General features: G+C 68.0%; 14 protein-coding genes. 9 read left to right on the top strand and 5 right to left on the bottom strand.

Annotation, left to right across the window (positions count from 1 at the left end; translation table 11 throughout):
• Nucleotides 1-43: 43 nt before the first annotated feature.
• Both mfd and G6N58_RS03400 read left to right on the top strand, forming a co-directional pair.
• The gene (gene mfd, locus G6N58_RS03405; RefSeq protein WP_163907875.1) at nt 44-3694 is read left to right on the top strand and encodes a transcription-repair coupling factor; all 3651 of its coding nucleotides are present in this window, start codon (nt 44-46) and stop codon (nt 3692-3694) included.
• Nucleotides 3691-4668: a nucleoside triphosphate pyrophosphohydrolase gene (locus G6N58_RS03400; RefSeq protein ID WP_115279712.1), complete on the top strand. Its 978-nt coding sequence runs from the start codon at nt 3691-3693 to the stop codon at nt 4666-4668. Before mfd ends, G6N58_RS03400 begins: the two co-directional genes overlap by 4 nt.
• Nucleotides 4669-4734: 66 nt before the next feature.
• Here G6N58_RS03400 and efeB read toward each other — a convergent pair whose 3' ends face one another.
• Genes efeB through efeU form a run of 3 tightly spaced genes read right to left on the bottom strand, consistent with a single transcriptional unit; the run spans nt 4735 to nt 8103 of the window.
• A complete protein-coding gene (efeB, locus tag G6N58_RS03395) occupies nt 4735-6039 on the bottom strand; it encodes an iron uptake transporter deferrochelatase/peroxidase subunit (protein ID WP_115279713.1) in 1305 nt (434 codons plus the stop codon).
• Entirely contained in the window at nt 6020-7198 is a 1179-nt protein-coding gene (gene efeO / locus G6N58_RS03390) for an iron uptake system protein EfeO (RefSeq protein WP_115279714.1), read from the bottom strand. The genes efeB and efeO overlap by 20 nt, the downstream gene beginning before the upstream one ends.
• Nucleotides 7195-8103 (bottom strand): iron uptake transporter permease EfeU, encoded by a 909-nt coding sequence (efeU, locus tag G6N58_RS03385; protein WP_115279715.1) that lies wholly within the window; start codon nt 8101-8103, stop codon nt 7195-7197. The genes efeO and efeU overlap by 4 nt, the downstream gene beginning before the upstream one ends.
• A gap of 186 nt (nt 8104-8289) precedes the next feature.
• On the opposite strand from efeU, the gene G6N58_RS03380 reads away from it, so the two are divergent.
• From G6N58_RS03380 to G6N58_RS03355, 6 genes are all read left to right on the top strand, one after another.
• Nucleotides 8290-9012 (top strand): lytic transglycosylase domain-containing protein, encoded by a 723-nt coding sequence (locus G6N58_RS03380; RefSeq protein ID WP_163908589.1) that lies wholly within the window; start codon nt 8290-8292, stop codon nt 9010-9012.
• 196 nt (nt 9013-9208) lie between these two features.
• Entirely contained in the window at nt 9209-10498 is a 1290-nt protein-coding gene (eno, locus tag G6N58_RS03375; protein WP_115279716.1) for a phosphopyruvate hydratase, read from the top strand.
• Between the two features lie 38 nt (nt 10499-10536).
• Entirely contained in the window at nt 10537-11220 is a 684-nt protein-coding gene (locus G6N58_RS03370) for an FtsB family cell division protein (RefSeq protein ID WP_115279717.1), read from the top strand.
• Nucleotides 11213-11704, top strand: coding sequence for a DUF501 domain-containing protein (locus G6N58_RS03365; protein WP_115279718.1), 492 nt, complete (start codon nt 11213-11215; stop codon nt 11702-11704). Before G6N58_RS03370 ends, G6N58_RS03365 begins: the two co-directional genes overlap by 8 nt.
• A complete protein-coding gene (locus G6N58_RS03360; protein WP_272866086.1) occupies nt 11701-12633 on the top strand; it encodes a Ppx/GppA phosphatase family protein in 933 nt (310 codons plus the stop codon). The genes G6N58_RS03365 and G6N58_RS03360 overlap by 4 nt, the downstream gene beginning before the upstream one ends.
• Nucleotides 12634-12709: 76 nt before the next feature.
• Nucleotides 12710-13213, top strand: coding sequence for a YdcF family protein (locus tag G6N58_RS03355; RefSeq protein ID WP_163907873.1), 504 nt, complete (start codon nt 12710-12712; stop codon nt 13211-13213).
• Here the strand turns inward: G6N58_RS03355 and G6N58_RS03350 are convergent.
• Both G6N58_RS03350 and nhaA read right to left on the bottom strand, forming a co-directional pair.
• Nucleotides 13204-13704 carry a DUF4383 domain-containing protein gene (locus G6N58_RS03350; RefSeq protein WP_115279720.1) on the bottom strand — a complete coding sequence of 167 codons (501 nt, stop codon included), beginning with the start codon at nt 13702-13704 and terminating at the stop codon, nt 13204-13206. The genes G6N58_RS03355 and G6N58_RS03350 overlap by 10 nt on opposite strands.
• 264 nt (nt 13705-13968) lie before the next feature.
• A complete protein-coding gene (gene nhaA, locus G6N58_RS03345; protein ID WP_115281844.1) occupies nt 13969-15282 on the bottom strand; it encodes a Na+/H+ antiporter NhaA in 1314 nt (437 codons plus the stop codon).
• 371 nt (nt 15283-15653) lie between these two features.
• On the opposite strand from nhaA, the gene G6N58_RS03340 reads away from it, so the two are divergent.
• On the top strand, nt 15654-16688 hold the full coding sequence (locus G6N58_RS03340) for a potassium channel family protein (RefSeq protein WP_232067714.1): 1035 nt from the start codon (nt 15654-15656) through the stop codon (nt 16686-16688).

Below are 16688 nucleotides of genomic sequence, written 5' to 3'. Positions count from 1 at the left end.
GCCCGGTCAGCACGCCAGCCGACGCGCCTAGAATGGACACATCATGACCGCACCGGGGCACCCTTCTGTCCAGACCCCGATCGCGGGTCTTGTCGATCTGGCGCTGACTGCGCCCACCTTCGCCGAGCTGGTCGACCGCGCCGAGCAGCGTCCCGATGAGCTCGCGCTCGTCGGCCCCAGCAGCGCCCAGGTGTTCGTCGCGTCCGCGCTGGCGCAGCAGGGGCCGCTGCTGGTGGTCACCGCCACCGGCCGAGAGGCCGACGACCTGACCGCCGAGCTCAAGGGTGTCTTCGGTGACGCCGCGGCACTCTTCCCCTCCTGGGAGACGCTGCCGCACGAGCGCCTCTCGCCGGGTGTGGACACCGTGGGTGCCCGCCTGATGCTTCTGCGCCGACTCAGCCACCCTGACGACGCCCGTCTCGGACCGCCGTTGCGAGTCGTGGTCACCACGGCGCGTTCACTGCTGCAGCCGATGACGCCGGATGCGGCCAAGGTCGAGCCCGTCACGTTGGCGGTGGGTGCCGAGTTGGACTTCGAGCAGGTCATCACCAAACTCGCCGAGCTGGCCTATACCCGTGTGGACATGGTGGGCAAGCGCGGCGAATTCGCCGTTCGTGGCGGCATTCTGGACGTGTTCGCGCCCACCGCCGAACACCCGGTGCGTGTCGAGTTCTGGGGCGACGAGATCACCGAGATGCGAATGTTCTCGGTGGCCGACCAGCGATCCATCCCCGAGATCCCGGTGGACACGCTGGTCGCCGTGGCGTGCCGTGAGCTGCTGCTCACCGAGGAGGTGCGCCGACGCGCGGCTGAACTGGTCACCGAACATCCGGTCAGCGACAACCATGTCAGCGGAACAGTGGGCGAGATGTTGGCCAAGCTGGCCGACGGCATCCCGGTGGACGGCATGGAGGCCCTGCTGCCCGTGCTGCGCCGCGACGATCTGGTGCTGTTGACCGATCAGCTGGCCCCTGGGACGCCGGTGCTCGTGTGCGACCCCGAGAAGGTCCGCACCCGGGCGGCCGATCTGATCAAGACCGGCCGTGAGTTCCTCGAAGCCACCTGGTCGGTGGCCGCGGTTGGCGGCGACGCGCCCATCGACGTCGAGCAGTTGGGCGGCTCGGGATTCCGGGAGCTCGGCGAAGCCCGGGCCGCCGCCCGCAAGGCCGGCCACCCCTGGTGGACCCTGAGCCAGTTGCCCGACGAATCCGCGATCGAACTCGATGTCCGGTCCGCGCCGTCGGCCCGCGGCAGCCAGGCGAACGCCGAAGAGATCTTTGCGATGTTGCGCGCGCACTGCGCCACCGGTGGGTCGGCCGCCGTCGTCACCCCCGGCACCGGCACGGCCAACCGGGTGTGTGAGCAGCTGGCCGACGCCGACACCCCGGCCGCCCTGCTGGACGCCGGCGCCACGCCCAAACCCGGTGTGGTGGGCGTGCTCAAGGGCCCGCTGCACACCGGCGTGATCCTGCCCGGCGCCAATCTGGTGGTCATCACCGAGACCGACCTGACCGGGAACCGGGTCGCCGCCTCGGAGGGCAAACGCCTTGCGGCCAAACGCCGTAACACCGTCGATCCGCTGGCGCTGACGGCCGGTGACCTGGTGGTGCACGACCAGCACGGCATCGGCAAGTTCGTCGAGATGACCGAGCGGGTGGTCGGCGGAGCGCGGCGCGAGTATCTGGTGCTGGAGTACGCCAGCGCCAAGCGCGGCGGAGGTTCCGACCGGCTGTATGTCCCCATGGATTCGCTCGATCAGCTGTCGCGGTACGTCGGTGGCACCGCCCCCACACTGAGCAAGCTCGGGGGTAGCGACTGGACGAACACGAAGACCAAGGCGCGCAGGGCCGTTCGCGAGATCGCCACCGAGTTGGTGGCGCTGTACGCCAAGCGGCAGGCGGCACCGGGTTTCGCCTTCCCGCCGGACACCCCGTGGCAGAACGAGATGGAAGATGCGTTCGGCTTCACCGAGACCGTCGACCAGATGACGGCCATCACCGAGGTGAAGGCCGACATGGAGCGTCCGGTCCCGATGGACCGCGTGATCTGTGGCGACGTGGGGTACGGCAAGACCGAGATCGCCGTGCGCGCTGCGTTCAAAGCGGTGCAGGCCGGCAAGCAGGTCGCAGTGTTGGTGCCCACGACGCTGCTGGCCGATCAGCACCTGCAAACCTTCACCAACCGGATGGCCGGTTTCCCGGTGACCGTCAAGGGGTTGTCGCGCTTCACCGACCCGGGGGAGTCGCGCAAGGTGGTCGACGGTATGGCCGACGGCTCGGTCGATGTCGTGATCGGCACCCACCGGCTGCTGCAGACCGCGGTGCGATGGAAGGACCTCGGCCTGGTGATCGTCGACGAGGAGCAGCGGTTCGGCGTCGAGCACAAGGAGCACATCAAGAGCCTGCGCTCCCACGTCGACGTGCTGACCATGAGCGCCACCCCGATTCCGCGCACGCTGGAGATGAGCCTGGCCGGCATCCGCGAGATGTCGACCATCCTGACTCCGCCGGAGGAACGCTATCCGGTGCTGACCTATGTGGGACCCCACGACGACAAGCAGGTGACAGCGGCGCTGCGCCGGGAGCTGCTGCGCGACGGGCAGGTGTTCTACATCCACAACCGGGTCAGCTCCATCGACTCCGCGGCGGCCAAGGTGCGCGCCCTGGTACCCGAAGCCAGAGTTGTTGTGGCCCACGGCCAGATGCCGGAAGAGCAGCTGGAGAAGACCGTCGAGGGCTTCTGGAACCGCGAGTACGACATCCTGGTCTGCACCACCATCGTGGAGACCGGCCTGGACATCAGCAACGCCAACACCCTGATCGTGGAGCGCGCCGACACCTTCGGACTGTCGCAGCTGCATCAGTTGCGCGGTCGGGTGGGACGCTCCCGCGAGCGTGGCTACGCCTACTTCCTGTACTCGCCGGACAAGCCGCTGACCGAGACGGCCTACGACCGCCTGGCCACCATCGCCCAGAACAACGAACTGGGTGCCGGCATGGCCGTGGCGATGAAGGACCTGGAGATCCGCGGTGCGGGCAACGTGCTGGGTGCCGAGCAGTCCGGTCACGTCGCCGGTGTCGGGTTCGATCTCTACGTGCGGCTGGTGGGCGAGGCGGTGGAGGCCTACCGCGCGGCCGCCGACGGTGAAACCGTCTCGGGCACAGAGGAACCCAAAGAGGTCAGGATCGACCTGCCGATCGACGCCAACCTGCCGCCGGAGTACATCGACAGTGACCGGCTGCGCCTGGAGGGCTACCGGCGGCTGGCCGCGGCCACCAGCGACGCCGACGTGGCCTCGGTGGTCGAGGAGCTCACCGACCGCTACGGCCCGCTGCCCGAGGAGGCGCTGCGGCTGGTCGCGGTGGCGCGGCTGCGGCTGCTGTGCCGCAGCTACGGCATCACCGAGGTGTCGGCCACCGGCTCGGCGGGGCAGCCGTCCACGCTGCGGATTTCCCCGTTGACGCTGATGGATTCCGGACAGCTGCGCCTCAAGCGCATGTATCCCGGTGCCAACTACCGGGCCACTACCTCCACCATCCAGGTGCCGATCCCGCGGGCGGGCAGTGGTATCGCCGCCCCGCGCATCCGGGATCTCGAACTGGCGCAGATGGTGGCCGACCTGATCCTCGCGCTGGACGGGAAACCGAAGGGTGAGGTCGACATCACGAAACTCGGGGCGGAGGTGGCCCCGTGACAGTGATACTCGTCGATCCCCGGCGCCCGACGCTGATCCCCGTCGAGGCTGTCGAACTGTTGGCCGGCGGGGTGCAGTACACCGAGGAGATGCCGGTCAAGGTGCTCTGGTCGCTGCACAACGCACGACCGGTGTCCGCCGGCGACCCGGCCGAGGTGCTGCTGTCCTCCGATGCGCACCATCCTGCGGTGCGCGAACGGATCCGGGCAGGCGAGCGGGTGATCGCGGCGCCGCCGCCGGCGCCCGGCGAACGACTGCTGGACGCGGTGTCGGTGATGGACACCCTGCGCACCAAAGGGCCGTGGGAGAGCGAGCAGACCCACGACTCGCTGCGGCGCTATCTGCTCGAGGAGACCTACGAGCTGTTCGACGCCGTGCACAGCGGCAACACCGACGATCTGCGCGACGAGCTCGGAGATGTGTTGCTGCAGGTGCTGTTTCACGCCCGTATCGCTGAGGACGCCGCCGAGCCCTTCTCCATCGACGATGTGGCGGATGCCCTGGTACGCAAACTGCATCACCGGGTTCCCGCCGTGCTGGCCGGTGAGACGGTGACACTCGAGGAGCAGCTGGCCCAGTGGGAGGAACGCAAGGCGCGGGAGAAGAGCTCACGGGACTCGGTGGTCGCCGATCTGCCCACCGGTCAGCCCGCATTGGCGCTGGCGCAGAAGGTGATCTCACGTGCCCAGCAAGCCGGCGTGCCTGCCGAACTGCTGCCCTCGGGAATGCTGGCAGTGACCCTGACCCCGGACGTCGACGCCGAGAATGCCCTGCGCACAGCGGTTCTCGCGTTCATGGATGACCTGCGAAGCGCCGAGAAGGCAGTGGCCGCGGCGCGCGGGGTGTCCGCGGTAGACCCGCAGATGGGACCGATCAGCGACGACGAGTGGCGCGCTGCCTGGCCCGCCGAGGTGGCCGACGACGTGGCCGAGAACGAACTGATCCCGGTGGAGGCAGACACCCCCGACCATTGACGCCGAGCGTGCGTGTCTGTACATGACACGCCGGGTGCAACCGTACAAACGCGCGCGCTCGGCCGGTCAGGTGAACAGCGACGAACCCCAGAACGCCGTCGGGTCGTCCTCCGCCACTCCCGGCGGGCAGGCGAACAGCGCGGTGCCGGTGTGGGTGATGTACTCGTTCATGGCATCCCGGCGCGACATCTCGGTCTGCATCGGGATGAACTGCTTCACCGGATCGCGCACGAAGGCGATGAAGAACAGGCCGGCGTCCATGTGTCCCAGCCCGTCGGTGCCGTCGGTGAAGTTGTAACCGCGGCGCAGGATCTCGATGCCGCCCAGGTTCTGCGGCGACACCAGTCTCACGTGGGCGGCGGCATCGATCAGCGGGGTGTCCTTGTCGTCGGTCAGGTCGAGGTTGAGTTCCTCGAACTCCTGGGTCAGGCCGTTGGGGGCGCCGGTGCCCTTCTGGCGGCCGATCACCCGTTCCTGCTCCAGCAAGGTGGTGCGGTCCCAGTTCTCGATCCGCATCCGAATGCGCCGCGTCACCAGATAGCTGCCGCCGGTCAACCAATCGGGGCCGTCCCCGTCGGCCACCCAGACGAAGTCGTTGATCTTGTGGGTTTCCTCGGCCTTGATGTTGGCGGTGCCGTCTTTGAACCCGAACAGGTTTCGCGGAGTTTCCTGGTCCTTGGTGGTGGACGACGTGCGCCCGAAACCCAATTGGGCGTAGCGCATCGCCACGGTCCCGAAGCCTACCCGGGCCAGGTTGCGGATCGCGTGGAACGCGACCTGCGGGTCGTTGGCGCAGGCCTGCACGCAGATGTCGCCGTAGGAGCGCGCCGGGTCCAGGGTCTCGTTCGGGAACTTCGGCAGGTTGGCCAGCTGCTCGGGCTTCTGATCAGCGATGCCGAACCGGTCGACGCCGTCCTTGCTGAACAGTGACGGCCCGAAACCGATGGTCAAGGTGAGCTGGGAGGCGGGCAGTCCCAGCGCCTCGCCCGTGTCAGCCGGCGGCGCATAGGGATTCATGCCCACGGCGCCGTCGTCGACGGTTTCTTCCCCGGCGCACATCCGGGCCGCCATCACTGTCCATTCCTGCAGCATCGCCACCAGGTCGTCGCGCGAGTCGGTGGTGACGTCGAAAACGCCGAAGGTCATGCGGTCCTGCTGGGCGGTCACGATCCCGGCCTGGTGCTCGCCGTAGAAGGGAACCGCCACCTGCAGATGGTCGGTGGCTGCGGCGTCGGCGGGGGACACGGTGGACCGTCCGGCCAGTGCTCCCGCGCCGGCCGCGCCCACCACGGCGGCCCCTACGCCGGCGGCACCGATCAGCCGGCGTCGGGAGAAGCCCTTGGGCTCAGGACTATTGGGGAGCGATGACACCTTGCACCTGGCTGACTTCCTTGCTCAGCGCGTCGATGGAACGCGAGAGCTCCTGGCGTTGCGGCTCGGTCACGGTCTCGTAGGAGACGAAGCCGTCGCCGTCGCGGTACTGCAGCAGCAGGGCTTCGGTCTCCTGGAACCGCTGATCCACCCGCTTGCCCAGATCCGGGTTGCGCTCGTCGAGGATCGGGCGCACCGAGGCCACCGCGGTCTGCGAGCCCTGCAGGTTGGCGTTGAAGTCCCACAGGTCGGTGTGGCTGAAGATGTCCTCTTCGCCGGTGATCTTGCTGATGGCGATCTCGTCGAGCAGACCCTGTGCGCCACCGGCGATCTGGGTGGAGTCGATGCTGTAGTCGGGTGCCTTCACGCCGTCGGCCAGTTCCTTGACGTCGGCCACCAGCTGATCGGCCAGCGCGTTCGCGTCGGGCTGCAGGCCGGTATCCCACAGCTGCTTTTCCAGGGCGTGGAAGCCGGTCCACTTCTGGCCCTCTTCGAGGTCGGCCTCACGCAGGTCGATGCGGGGATCGAGGTCGTCGGGGAAGGACTCGGCGACCGGTTCGATGCGCTCGTAGTACACGCGGGTGGGCCCGAACTGAGCTTTGGCGCCTTCCACGTCGCCGGCCTTGATGGCGTTGGCGAACGATTCCACCGCGGGGACCAGGGCCTCGGTCTGCGACACCACATAACGCTTGTAGTTGTCCGAGGCCTCCTTGAACTTGCCCTCGGTGTCGACCTGCACCTCGTCGCCGGTGACGGTGTAGTCGCCGCGGATGCCGTCGCCGATCATGCCGGGCTTGCAGGCCGTCTGGTAGGTGCCCGGCTGGGTGAGCTGCACGATCAGCTTGCGCTGCAGACCGGGCGAGACGTTCTCCACCTCGCCCATCACCCGGTCGCCCTCGCCGTAGACGTAGAACTCGGTGACCTTGGAACCGTTGTTGGTGATGACGAAGGTGTTGGCACCGGTGGTGTTCTCGGTGCCGGACAACGTGCACTCGGTGTCGGTGGCCTCCACGGTGATCTCCGCGGGCGCCGCCGCCGACGACGCGCTGCCCGACGTCGACTCGTCAGCGGCGGGCGTGTTCTCCTTCGGCGTGCAGCTGGTCAACGACACACCAGCGAGCACCGCCGCCGTGACGGCGAGGAAAGGGAAACGGTTCACGTGTTGGACCTCTCGGGGGTAGGGGAGCCAGTGGTGGGGGAGGTACTGAGACGACGGTCGGGGCGCAGGAAGAGCGCCAGCACGATCAGCAGGTAGGCCAGCCAGCACGCCAGTTGCAGCACCGTCGGGGTGGGTGTCACGTTGAAGACGCCCTGGATGACTTCGCCGTACCAGGCCGACCAGTCCATCCAGCCGCTGATGTCGAACGCCCTGGTCGACAGGCCGGGCAGCCAGCCCACCGTCTGCAGGGCTCCGATGCCGTAGGACAGGATGCCGGCGGCGACGACGATGAGCAGCACGCCGGTGTACTTGAAGAACTTGGCGAGGTTGATCCGCACGGCCCCGGCGTAGATGCCGTAGGCGAGCACCGCGGCGATCACCACGCCGATGATCAGCCCGGTCAGTGGCCACAGGGTCTCGGCTTCGGCGTAGCCCACCATGAACAGTGCGGTTTCCACACCTTCGCGGCCGACAGCCAGGAACGCCAGGAGGGCGACGGCCCAGCCGCCGGTCTCCAGCGCGCGCGACATCTCACCCCGCAGCTCACCGGAGAGCCCGGCGGCGGCCTTCTTCATCCAGAGCACCATGGTGGTGACGATCACGACCGCGATCAGCGAGGCGGCTCCGGCGACGGCCTCGGCGGCCAGGCCGCTGATGGTGTTCTCTCCGAACTGGATTCCGAGGAACACGCCAACGGTCATCAAGATTGCTGCGGCGACACCGAGCCACACCCATTTGAGGGCGTCGCGGCGCTCGCTCTTGACCAGGAAGGCCAGCAGGATGCTCACCACGATGGCCGCTTCCAGGCCCTCCCGCAAACCTATGAGTAAGCTGCCAAGTAGCTGTGAAGACACACTCGGAGCTGCAGCGAGTACCGACAGGGATGATTCGGCCAGCGCAGTCATTGTCACAGTTCCTCGTACCCGCACAACACACCCGGACCGGCCCAGTCGGCGAGTCAGGTGTGGCTCACCTAACCGCGAGCCTTGACGGACGTTACACCTTTGCCCGCACCCCAACGCAAGGCCCATTCACCGGAAACGCATGGGACCATGGTCACAACCACAGTGGGTTGAGGGAGTCGTGTGGCGATGCGCTGGCTACAAGCTGCCGCGGCAATGGGTGCGGCCGCGCTACTCCTGGCGTCCAGCTGCTCGTGGCAGATCGGCACGCCGATCCCGGAGGGCGTTCCCCCGCCGCCAGGGGATCCGGTACCCGCCGTGGACACCTACGGCACCGGCCGCGGCGCCGATCAACTGCACGAATGGGCGCTGGAGCGGGCCCCGGCCCTGAACATCCCGGTGACCGCCCTGGAGGCCTACGCTTACGCCGCGCGGGTGGCCGAGGTGGAGAACCCGGACTGCCACCTGTCCTGGACCACGCTGGCCGGCATCGGCATGGTCGAGAGTCACCATGGCACCTACCGCAACGCCCTGATCGCCACCGACGGCGAGATCACGCCCCCGATCCGCGGCGTCCGCCTCGACGGCACCGCAGGCAACATGCACATTCCCGACACCGACGGCGGGCTGCTCGACGGCGATCCGCACCTCGACCGGGCCATGGGGCCCATGCAGTTCATCCCGGACACCTGGAAGCTCTACGGCGTGGACGCCAACAACGACGGCGTGATCAGCCCGGACAACATGGACGACGCCGCGTTGTCGGCGGCCGGCTACCTGTGCTTCCGGGGTGGAGATCTGGCCACCCCGCGCGGCTGGATGGCCGCGTTGAAGGCCTACAACAACTCCGAGCAGTACGCGCGGACGGTGCGGGATTGGGCAACGGCCTACGCGAGTGGTCGCGCTCTGTAAAACCCGACCCGCTGCGTGGTCGCGGACCAGGGGGGCGTACGCGAGTGGTCGCGCCCTGTGACGTGTGGAGTTTCAGCGGCGCGCCACGCCGCTGAAACTCCACAAACCCCGCGCAAAGGCCATCTGGGCGGCGGCAACGCCCAACCTCTAGGCTGAGTGCGCATCGATTCGCCAGAACGACACAAGGAGACGTCCCGTGCCCATCATCGAGCAGGTCGGCGCCCGAGAGATCCTCGATTCGCGCGGCAACCCCACCGTCGAGGTCGAGATCGCCCTGACCGACGGCACCTTCGCCCGCGCCGCCGTGCCCTCGGGTGCGTCCACCGGTGAGCACGAGGCCGTCGAGCTGCGCGACGGCGGCGACCGTTACCTGGGCAAGGGCGTGCAGAAGGCCGTCGAAGGTGTTCTCGACGAGATCGCCCCGGCCGTCATCGGCCTGTCCGCCGACGATCAGCGCCTGGTCGACCAGGCCCTGCTGGATCTCGACGGCACCCCGGACAAGTCGCGCCTGGGCGCCAACGCCATCCTGGGCGTGTCGCTGGCCGTGGCCAAGGCAGCCGCCGACAGTGCAGCGCTGCCGCTGTTCCGCTACCTCGGCGGACCCAACGCTCACATCCTGCCGGTGCCGATGATGAACATCATCAACGGTGGCGCCCACGCCGACACCGGCGTCGACGTCCAGGAGTTCATGATCGCCCCCATCGGCGCCCCGAGCTTCAAAGAGGCGCTGCGCTGGGGTGCGGAGGTGTACCACGCGCTGAAGTCCGTCCTGAAGAAGCAGGGTCTGGCCACCGGCCTGGGTGACGAGGGCGGCTTTGCCCCCGACCTGGCGGGCACCAGGGCCGCGCTGGATCTGATCGGCACCGCCATCGAGAGCACCGGCCTGAAGCTGGGCACCGATGTGGCGCTGGCACTCGACGTGGCCGCCACCGAGTTCTACACCGACGGAACGGGTTACGCGTTCGAGAAGGAAACCCGCACCGCCGAGCAGATGGCCGACTTCTACGCGAGCCTGCTGGACGCCTACCCGTTGGTGTCCATCGAGGATCCGCTGTCGGAGGACGACTGGGACGGGTGGGTGTCGCTGACCACCGCGATCGGTGACCGCGTGCAGCTGGTGGGCGACGACCTGTTCGTCACCAACCCCGAGCGCCTCGAAGACGGCATCGAGCGCGGCGCCGCCAACGCGCTGCTGGTCAAGGTGAACCAGATCGGCACCCTCACCGAGACCCTCGACGCGGTGTCGCTGGCCCACAACAACGGCTACCGCACGATGATGAGCCACCGCTCCGGTGAGACCGAGGACACCACCATCGCCGACCTGGCCGTTGCGGTGGGCAGCGGGCAGATCAAGACCGGCGCTCCGGCCCGCAGCGAGCGCGTCGCCAAGTACAACCAGCTGCTGCGCATCGAAGAGGCCCTCGGTGACGCCGCCCGCTACGCCGGTGACCTGGCGTTCCCGCGACTGTCGGTGGAAGGCAAATAACCGGCGGGCCCGCACGGGCTCGGTAGGCTCTAACCACCATGGCCGAAGCGAAGCGCCCCGACGGGAAACGGAGGTCCCCGGCCTCCGGTCCGGGGCGCTCCGGGGAGGCCAAGACGGGCCGGCCCAAGAAGCCGGTGGCCAAGTCGTCGTCACTGGTCCGGCGGGAGCAGTCGCGTTCCGCCGACGGCGACAAGGACGAACAGGCGGCGCTGGCCGAGCCGGTCCGCCAGTCCATCATCATCTCGGCGGAGCGGCAATCCGAACAGCGGATGGGGTTCACCGCGCGGCGGGCGGCCATCCTGGCGGCGGTGGTGTGCGTGTTGACCCTGACCATCGCCGGGCCGGTGCGCACCTACTTCGCCCAACGCACCGAGATGAACCAGTTGAAGGCATCGGAGGCCGCCCTGCGTGAGCAGATCGCCGATCTCGAGCAGCAGAAGGTGAAGTTGGCCGACCCGGCCTATATCGCCGCCCAGGCCAGGGAGCGGCTGGGCTTCGTGATGCCCGGTGACATCCCCTACCAGGTGCAGTTGCCGCCCGGGGCGGTCAATCCGGAAGTGCCCGAGGCGATTCCGGGAACCTCGGAGCCCTCTGGTGCACCCTGGTACAGCGCGCTGTGGAAAACCATCGCCGACGATCCGCACGGTCCGCCCGTGGCGCCCGCTCCGGTGCCGGTACCCGTTCCACCGCCGCCACCACCGCCGGGGCCTGCCGGTGGTTGATGCAGCTGATCTGGAGGTCGTGGCGGCCCAACTGGGACGGGAGCCGCGGGGCGTCCTGGAGATCGCCTACCGCTGTCCCAATGGGGAACCAGCGGTGGTGAAGACCGCCCCGAAACTGCCTGACGGAACACCGTTTCCGACGCTGTACTACCTGACGCACCCGGTGCTGACGGCTGCGGCCAGCCGGCTGGAGTCCTCGGGGTTGATGAAAGACATGACCGACCGTCTGGAATCGGACCCGGAGTTGGCCACCGCGTACCGCCGTGCGCACGAACAGTTCTTGGCCGAGCGTGATGCCATCGAACCGCTGGGCACCACCTTCTCCGGCGGCGGCATGCCGGACCGGGTGAAATGCCTGCACGTCGTGATCGCGCATTCCCTGGCCAAGGGTAAGGGCGTCAACCCGTTTGGTGACGAGGCGCTGGCCATCCTGGCGGTCGAGCCCGCGATGGCGGGGATTCTGGACAAGGAGTACTGGCTGTGAACCGAGTGGCCGCCGTCGACTGCGGCACCAACTCCATCCGGCTGCTGATCACCGACGGGCACCACGATCTGCACCGCGACATGCGCATCGTCCGGCTGGGCCAAGGCGTGGACGCGACAGGCGAATTCGCCCCGGACGCACTGGCCCGTACCCGCGCGGCGCTGGCTGAGTACGCCGAGGTGATGCGCACCCACGACGTATCTGCGGTGCGGATGGTGGCCACCTCGGCGGCCCGGGACGTGCGCAACCGCGACGAGTTCTTCTCCATGACGGCGGAGATCCTGGGCTCGGTGGTGCCGGGGGCGCACGCGGAGGTGATCACCGGCGATGAGGAGGCGCGCCTGTCGTTCACCGGGGCGGTCGCCGAATTGGATTCGGCCGCAGCGCCTTTTGTGGTGGTGGATCTGGGCGGCGGCTCCACGGAGGTGGTGCTGGGCGACGGGGACGGCGTGCGGGCCGGCTACTCCACTGACATCGGTTGTGTGCGATTGACCGAACGCTGCCTGCCGTCGGACCCACCCACCGACGCCGAGGTGGCCGCCGCCCGTGAAGTGGTGCGCGACAAGCTCGCCGAGGCGCTCCAGGTGGTGCCGGTGCGGCAGGCCCACACCTGGGTGGGGGTGGCCGGCACCTTCACCACCATCGCCGCGCTGGCGCAGAATCTGACCATCTACGACCCCGCGGCCATCCACCTGTCCACGGTGCCATTCGACCGGCTGCTGCCGGTGTGCGAGCAGCTGATCACCATGACGCGCCAGCAGCGCGCTGCTCTGGGACCGATGCACGAGGGGCGGGTGGACGTGATCGGCGGCGGCGCGATCGTGGTGCAGGAACTGGCTGCCGTGCTCGGTGAACGGGCTGGGATCGCCGCGCTGACGGTCAGCGAGCACGACATCCTCGACGGCATCGCTGCGTCAATCCTCACCTGAACCGCGAGCGTGCGTGTCCCCGGCCCGAAACGCCGCCAGGAAGGCGGTTCTGCGCACGCTCGCCGTACTCCTCGTCGTGGTTCTGACTGCTGTGGCCGCCGGATATCCCGTGTATGTCCGCCCGCAGACCGACCAGCCGCGTCCCGCCGACGCCATCCTGGTGCTGGGTGGGACGGCCTCGGCGCAGCGCTATCTCACCGGGCTCGAGCTGGCTGCCGACGGTCTGGCGCCCACCCTCGTGCTGTCCAACCCGTACCGCCCACGGGACCCGGTGCTCGACGCGCTCTGCGCACGGCAGCAGCCGGGGTTTGCGGTGGTGTGTTTTGCCCCCGAGCCCCGCACGACGCTGGGGGAGGGTCGCCAGTTACGCCGGCTCGAGGCCGAAAACGGTTGGCGGAGCGTCATCGTCGTCACCTCGACACCGCATGTATCCCGGGCGCGCTACATCATCGGCAAGTGTTTCGACGGCGAGTTGATCATGATCGGGACACCCGCGCGTCTGAGCGTCGCCGGCTGGGCGTGGTTGTACGCCTACCACAGTGCCGGTTATGTGAAGTCGTGGCTGCAGGGTCAGTGCTGATCGTCGGGGTCGACCAGCACCTCACCGCGCGCACCCGTGGGCACCTTGCAGCCGGCCAGCGTCAGCCCGAGAACCACCATCACCGCGCCCAGGCCGAGGTACAGCCAGGTGTCGGCGCTGTTCAGGGGCAGCACGTTGATCTGCGAGTTGTGGTCGATCAGCAGCCCGTACACCCAGAAGCCCAGGAACACCGCGCCACCGGTCAGCAGATAGGCCCGCGAGCGCCAGAACGTGGACGCCATCGCGAGCCCTAGCAGACCCACGATGACGTGCACGAGGTTGTGCAGGATGGAGGTTTCGAAGACCCCGAACAGCAACGCTTCGGACTGCGGGCCCGCGAGCTGCATCTGGTCCAGGTTGCTGGTGATCCCTGGCACGAAACCGAGCACTCCGGTGATCAACAGCACCGACCCCACCAGGATGGCAGCGCCCTGTACGGCCAGCAGGCCGATTTGGGGACGACGGCGCACGCGCGGCTGCTGAGTGGTCATCGCCGCCCCCTTCACCTGAATTGACGCATTCGCAGGGACCGCATACCCCGGCTGATGTGGGGTTAATCGCACCGGGTCCTTTCGGTTCCGGGCGGTAGAACGGCCAAGCCGGCAGGTGGCGTCAAGATCCGCCCCAGCGGCGTCAAGAGCTCGTCAAGACAGCGGCCGAACCTGGTACCGGGCCGGTAGACACAGAGTCATGAAAGACCTGTTCGAACTGCTGATGTTGCTCTCGGTGCCGGCGCTGGTCCTGCTGACCATCCGCTATCTCAACCGGCGCGAGGACTCCTCGTACACGTCGGGCACACCGTCGTCGTCGGCGTCCACCGTCTCGACGGCGCGGACCCGTCTGTAGTGGCGGTTGCGCGCCCTGAGAATGACCGCCGCAATGGTGGCGGCCAGGACCGAGCCGACCAGAACACCGATCTTGACCTGTCCCTCCAGGTCCGTTCCGGCGTCGAATGCCAGTTCACCGATCAGCAGCGACACGGTGAACCCGATACCACCCAACAGGGCGACCCCGAACACGTCGATCCAGGCCAAATCGTCGTCGAGTCGGGCCCGCGTGAACGCGGTGAGCAGCCGTGCGCTGCCGAAGATGCCGATGCCCTTGCCGATGACGAGTCCGGCGATGATTCCCACCGTGACGGGATCGGAGATGGCGGAGGTGAACCCCGCAAACCCGCCGACGGTGACCCCCGCGGCGAAGAACGCGAAGACCGGGACGGCGAAACCCGCCGAGATGGGGCGCACCAGATGTTCGAACCGATCCGACAGGCATTGCCGCTCGTCGGTGCCACGCAGCACCGGCACCGCGAAGCCCAAAAGTACGCCGGCCACCGTGGCGTGCACTCCCGACTCGTGCATCAGCACCCACGTCGCCGCTGCCAGCGGCAGCAGCAACCACCAGTGGGTGAGGCGACGTTGCACACAGAGGGTGAAAAGGGCAAGCGGTACTGCCGCCCCGGCCAGCGCCCACCATTGGATCTGATCGGTGTAGAACACCGCGATCACGGTGATCGCCAGCAGGTCGTCGACCACCGCAACGGTCAGCAGAAACGTCCGCAGCGCAGCCGGAAGGTGGGTGGCGATCACCGCGAGCACCGCGACGGCGAAGGCGATGTCGGTGGCGGTGGGGATGGCCCAACCGTTGGTCGCGTCCGCGTCGGCCGCGTTGATCACCAGTAGGTAGATCCCCGCAGGCACGATCATGCCGCCCACCGCCGCGGCTACCGGCAGAGCCGCCCGGGCGGGGTCGCGTAGGTCGCCCGCCACGAACTCGCGCTTGAGTTCCAGGCCGACGACGAAAAAGAACACCGCCAGAAGACCGTCCGCGGCCCACGCACCCAGGGACAGGTTCAGATGCAGGCCCAGGGCGTCGGTGCCGACGGAGAATCCGCGTAACGCGTGGTAGCTGTCTGACCACGGCGAATTCGCCCAGACCAGTGCGGCCAACGCCGCCACGAGAAGTAAAGCGCCACCGATGGTTTCGCGGCGCAGAATATCGGTGATCCGGGACGTTTCAGCCCAGGATCCCCGGGTGAAGACACGCTTCACCGGACGCATGAGGGCAGACATTGAAAACTCTTCCTGGTCGTCGACGGCACGTGCGCGTTCGCTGCGCATGCGGCCGACCAGGCTTCCCGGCTCTCCTGATCGGCTACCTTACCCGAAGGTGGCGGTCGTTTCCAAGCTGTTTGCCCTGGTGAGAGGCAGTCAGTGGCCGAAGTCCCTGCAGTGCAAAGGTTTTGCCGCCCGATCCGAAGGGCCGTAAAGAAACCGTAAAGCTCGTCGCATATGCCCAGATGCCCCGGCGGCCGGTGATAACTTCGCTTCCTGGTGTGCCGGGAAGCCTGGTCGGCGTCGATCGACGCTGCGACAGGGAGGAACAGGCATGCTCACCGGCCCGGTGCATCATCTCCGGTAGACGCGCACGCCGTAATGAGGCCGTGTTCGACGAGAACCTGACCAGGCGTCCGGACTCCGCGCTCGGCGAAGTGCTGCGGATCCCGCAGCCTTTCGTCAGCCCGGGTCGACGGATCGCTCGCCGCGTTTTCTACGCCCTCACGGCCTTGGCGGCGGTGGTTCTGGTGGTCTGGCTGGATCGCGACGGGTACACGGATTCACGCGATGGCAGAGTGTCGTTTCTCGACTGCATCTACTACGCGACTGTGTCGCTGTCGACCACCGGCTACGGCGACATCGCACCCGTCACCCCTACCGCTCGGCTGGTCAACGTCGTTGTCGTGACTCCGTTGCGGGTGATCTTCTTGATCATCCTCATCGGCACCACCGTCGAGGCGTTGACGGCCCAGTCCAGGCAGGTGTTGCGAATCCAGCGGTGGCGCAGCGCAGTACGCATGCACACCGTGGTGATCGGCTACGGCACCAAGGGGCGCGCCGCCGTCGCCGCGATGATCGGAAATGGAGTTCCGCCCGCCGACATCGTGGTCGTGGACCCCAGCGAGGCGGCCCTGGAACGGGCGCGCAGCGCAGGGCTGACAACGGTGCGTGGAGATGCCTCGCACTCAGACATCCTCCGGCTCGCCGGGACGCCCCGGGCCCGCTCGATCGTCGTGGCGCCCGACAACGATGCCGCCGCCGTTCTGGTGACCCTGACTGCCCGCCAGCTTGCGCCCGACGCCACCATCATCGCTGCGGCGCGGGAATCGGAAACCGAGCATCTCCTGCGCCGATCCGGGGCGGACTCGACGGTGGTCTCATCAGAGACCGCCGGACGCCTGCTCGGGATGGCAACCCGCAACGACGGTCTGGTCGACGTCACGAAAGACCTGCTCACCCCCCACACAGGGCTGTCCATTTCGGAACGTGCGGTCACCCAGGACGAGGCAGGGCGAGTGCCGGGGCAGCTCGAGGACGCTGTGGTGGCCGTTGTCCGCCAGGGCCGCTTGCTGCGGTCGGGAGCGGCGGCCACCGAGCTGCGGGTAGGGGACCGTCTGCTCTACGTGGACCGCCCCGACTGA

Source organism: Mycolicibacterium tokaiense, assembly GCF_010725885.1.
Taxonomy (GTDB): domain Bacteria; phylum Actinomycetota; class Actinomycetes; order Mycobacteriales; family Mycobacteriaceae; genus Mycobacterium; species Mycobacterium tokaiense.
This window is presented reverse-complemented; position numbering and strand designations above follow the sequence as displayed.